The sequence below is a fragment of the Stenotrophomonas sp. GD03777 genome (assembly GCF_029842485.1).
Lineage (GTDB): Bacteria > Pseudomonadota > Gammaproteobacteria > Xanthomonadales > Xanthomonadaceae > Stenotrophomonas > Stenotrophomonas sepilia.
Genome location: NZ_JAOCGL010000195.1, coordinates 1 through 3,363 on the forward strand (window position 1 = coordinate 1; position 3,363 = coordinate 3,363).

The window sequence follows — 3,363 nt, forward strand, 5'->3', positions numbered from 1 at the left end:
GGCGGCCCAGGCCAGCAGCAGCGCCAGCAGCAGCGGGGCAGGCCTCATCGGCGCGGTGCTTCCACCTTGGCCAGCAGTGCGCCCAGCACGTCGTCGGCGTCCTGGCCTTCGATCTGCAGCTCCGGGGCCAGTGCAATGCGGTGGCGCAGTGCCGGGCGAGCAATGTCGCGCACGTCGTCCGGCGTGACGAAGTCACGGCCGGCCAGCACCGCCTGCGCGCGCGAGGCACGCACCAGCGCGATGCTGCCGCGCGGGCCAGCGCCGACCGCGATGCCTGGCCACTGCCTCGTGGCCGCCACAATCCGCACCGCGTAGTCGATCACTTCGTCATCGACGGTGATCGCCGCGGTGGCGCGCTGCAGTTCCAGCAGTTCGCCGGCACCGAGTACGCGTGGCACCTGGCTCAGGTCGAAATCGCTGGCGGCGCGGCCACTGGTGATCGCGGTCACCATGCGCTTCTCGTCCTCCAGCTGCGGGTAGTCGATCAGCACCTTCAGCAGGAAGCGGTCCAGCTGTGCCTCCGGCAGCGGGTAGGTGCCTTCCTGCTCCAGCGGGTTCTGCGTGGCCAGCGCCATGAACGGCGGCGCCAGGGTGAACGCCTTGCCTTCGATGGTCACCTGGCCTTCCTGCATCACTTCCAGCAGTGCCGACTGGGTCTTGGCCGGCGCACGGTTGATCTCGTCGGCCAACAGCAGGTTGGTGAACACCGGGCCACGGCGGATCTTGAAGCTCTCGCTCTTCGGGTCGTACACCGCATGGCCACTGACGTCGCTGGGCATCAGGTCGGGGGTGAACTGCACGCGGCCGTAATCCAGTTCCAGGGCCTGTGCCAGTGCGCGCACCAGCAGGGTCTTGCCCAGCCCGGGCACGCCCTCGATCAGCACGTGGCCACCGGCCAGCAGCGCCACCAGGATCTGGTCCAGTACATCGGCCTGGCCAATGAAGGCGTGGCCGACGGCATCGCGGATGGCATCGACGCGTTCGATCAGGCGGGCGTTGGCGGCCGCCGGCAGCTCGGGTACTTCGGTCATAGCAGGGATCTCATCTGGAGCAGCAAGCGGATGCGCTCGCGCAGGGCGGAGGAATCGTGCGGCGGAGGGGGCGTGAGCGCGCTGGCAACGCGGCCTTGCGGCCAGGACAGCAGTTCGGCGATGGCCTGTTCGCGCGGCGCGCCGTCCAGTGCGGCGGCCACCGGTGCGCGCAGGCGCAGGCGATGCAGGAACAGGGCGAGCACGGCGTCATACAGGCGCGCGCCTTGGCCGAAGCGCAGCAGCAGCTCGCCGCTGGCACGCACGTGTTCCAGCAGCGAGCGGCGTTCCAGCACCGGCGACGGCAGGCGGCTGCCGAAGCGTTGCGAACGGCCCCACAGCCAGCCCAGCAGGGCCAGCAGCAGCGGCGCCCACACCGGCCAGCCCTGGTAGAACAGGCGCGCCCACAGCGATGGCGGGCGGCTGGCGTAGACCAGCCAGAAAGTGCCCTTGCCGTAGTTCGGATCGAGCAGATAGCGGGTCAGGTCGCGGTGCGAGAGATCGTGCAGGCCGTCGCTGGCCTTGCCCGCAGCCGACGCCAGGCGTGCTGCCGGCGAATCCACCTCGCCGCGCATGAACTCCATGTCGGCCAGCACGCTCACCTTGCCCTGCCCGTGGCGCAGTCGCGCGAACACCAGGTTGCGCTCGTTGCCCCAACGCCGTTCGGCGCGTGTACGGGCGGCAAAGCCCAGCGTGAAGCGACGACCACCGCAGAACTCCACATGGCTGGGATCGTCGATGACGTGGAACGGCTGGCAGTCGCTCTGCTGGTACAGGCTGTCCACGCCCAGCTGGTCCAGCAGCGGTCCCTGCGTACTGCTGGCGTCGTCCTCTGCGGGTGGCGGCGTGCGCACCAGCAGATGGCCACCACCATCGACCCAGGCCAGCAGGGCCCTGGCCGCCGGTGCCGGCAGTTCGCTGCTGTCCTGCAGCAGCACCACCGTGTCGCGCGGACCCAGCGCCATCTGCTGCAGGTCCAGCCGCGGCCGCGAGTGCACGTCGATGCCATCGGCACGCAGGGCCTGTCCAAGCACGTACAGCGGGTTGTAGCCAGCTTCGCCCTGCGGCGGCAGCTGCACGGTCTCGGTCACCCGCTCATGCGTGCGCAGGTAGAGGATCGTCAGCGGTACGCCGAGCAGCACCAGCCCGCCCAGCAACAGCGACCAGAACAGGCGCGGGCTCATGCCAGCCACCGGTACTGCTGGCGCAGAGTGTCGGCCAGTGCATCGAAATCGGCGCGGCTGGGCAGGCGGCCACCGTAGGCGGCGTACTGCCACATGCGCACGATGCGCGCGAACAGGTCACGGTCGGTGGCATCGGGCATGCGCCGCGAGGCGCGAAGGCATTGCGCTTCGGTGGCACCGGGCGGAAGCGCGATGCCGCTGCGCTCGCCCACCGTGCGCACGCTGGCGCGGTACAGCAGGGCCAGCGCCTGACGCGGCCGGCCCTGGTCCCACAGCAGGCCGGCCTGGGTGGCCACGTCCGGCGGCAGCACGACCGGCAGCTCCACCTGTTCCTCCACCACCTGCGGTACAGCGTCGGCCTTGCGCCGGCCACTGCCGCGCAGCCACGGCAGCCACAGCCGTGCGGTCAGCAGCAGCACCAGCAGCAGGACGCCCAGCAGGGCCCACAGGCCCCACTCGGCCAGGCGCGCCAGCCAGGCAATGCCGGCCTTGCGGTTGCTGCGCTCGCCCTTGCTGCTGCCGTCGCTCTGCAGCGCCTTGTCTTCCTTCTTTTTTTCCTCGGCCTGTTCGATCGGCTTCCAGCGCGTGACCTGGCGGGTCGGGCGCTGCAGCGGATCTTCATAGGCGCGGTTCACCGCCTGGCGGAAACCGGCGGTGTCCACCGGCGCCGCACCGAAGATCATCGCCGGCGTATTGGCCGGGTCGTTGGCCGCAGTGGCGGGTTCTTCCGCGCTGTCCTCGTCCCCTTCGGCATCGCCGGCCTGCCCAGCGACCGTCTGCGCGTCCTGCGCATGCACTGGCGCGAAGGCCAGCGGCAGGGCAAGGCACAGCAGCAGCGTCAGCGTCGATGCTGCCGGCAGCAGCCGCTCGCGCAGGCGGCGCAGCGCGATCTCCACGTCCCACGCTTCCATCTGCGTACGCCGGTTCAAGTACAGGCCGAAGCCGGCGCCGACATAGAACGGTCCGATCAGCACCGATGCCAGCCAGCACGCCAGGTTGAAGCCCAGTTGCGCCCAGGCAGGCGTGTCCTGGCCGATCATGTCCCATGCGGCACGCCATGATTCGGACATCAGCTCCAGTGGCATGAACATGAACACCGCGCCGATCGCACCGGACACCAGCACCCCTTCAAAGGCCATGCAGGCCACGGT

General features: G+C 69.9%; 3 protein-coding genes. All 3 read right to left on the reverse strand.

Translation table 11 applies throughout. The features are described 5' to 3' along the window. Nucleotides 1–44: 44 nt before the first annotated feature. Complete coding sequence (locus N5E02_RS20535) at nt 45–1,031, reverse strand: MoxR family ATPase (protein WP_005411535.1); 987 nt, start codon at nt 1,029–1,031, stop codon at nt 45–47. Further along, entirely contained in the window at nt 1,028–2,212 is a 1,185-nt protein-coding gene (locus N5E02_RS20540; protein WP_065196823.1) for a DUF4350 domain-containing protein, read from the reverse strand. Before N5E02_RS20540 ends, N5E02_RS20535 begins: the two co-directional genes overlap by 4 nt. Beyond that, nucleotides 2,209–3,363: DUF4129 domain-containing protein (locus tag N5E02_RS20545; RefSeq protein ID WP_279946703.1), on the reverse strand; the 1,155-nt coding region annotated here is incomplete at its 5' end. The genes N5E02_RS20545 and N5E02_RS20540, both read right to left, overlap by 4 nt.

Bases quoted from the DNA above. Each gene is read 5' to 3' on its own strand.
- N5E02_RS20535 (WP_005411535.1), bottom strand. From the start codon at position 1,031: ATGACCGAAGTACCCGAGCTGCCGGCGGCCGCCAACGCCCGCCTGATC.
- N5E02_RS20540 (WP_065196823.1), bottom strand. From the start codon at position 2,212: ATGAGCCCGCGCCTGTTCTGGTCGCTGTTGCTGGGCGGGCTGGTGCTG.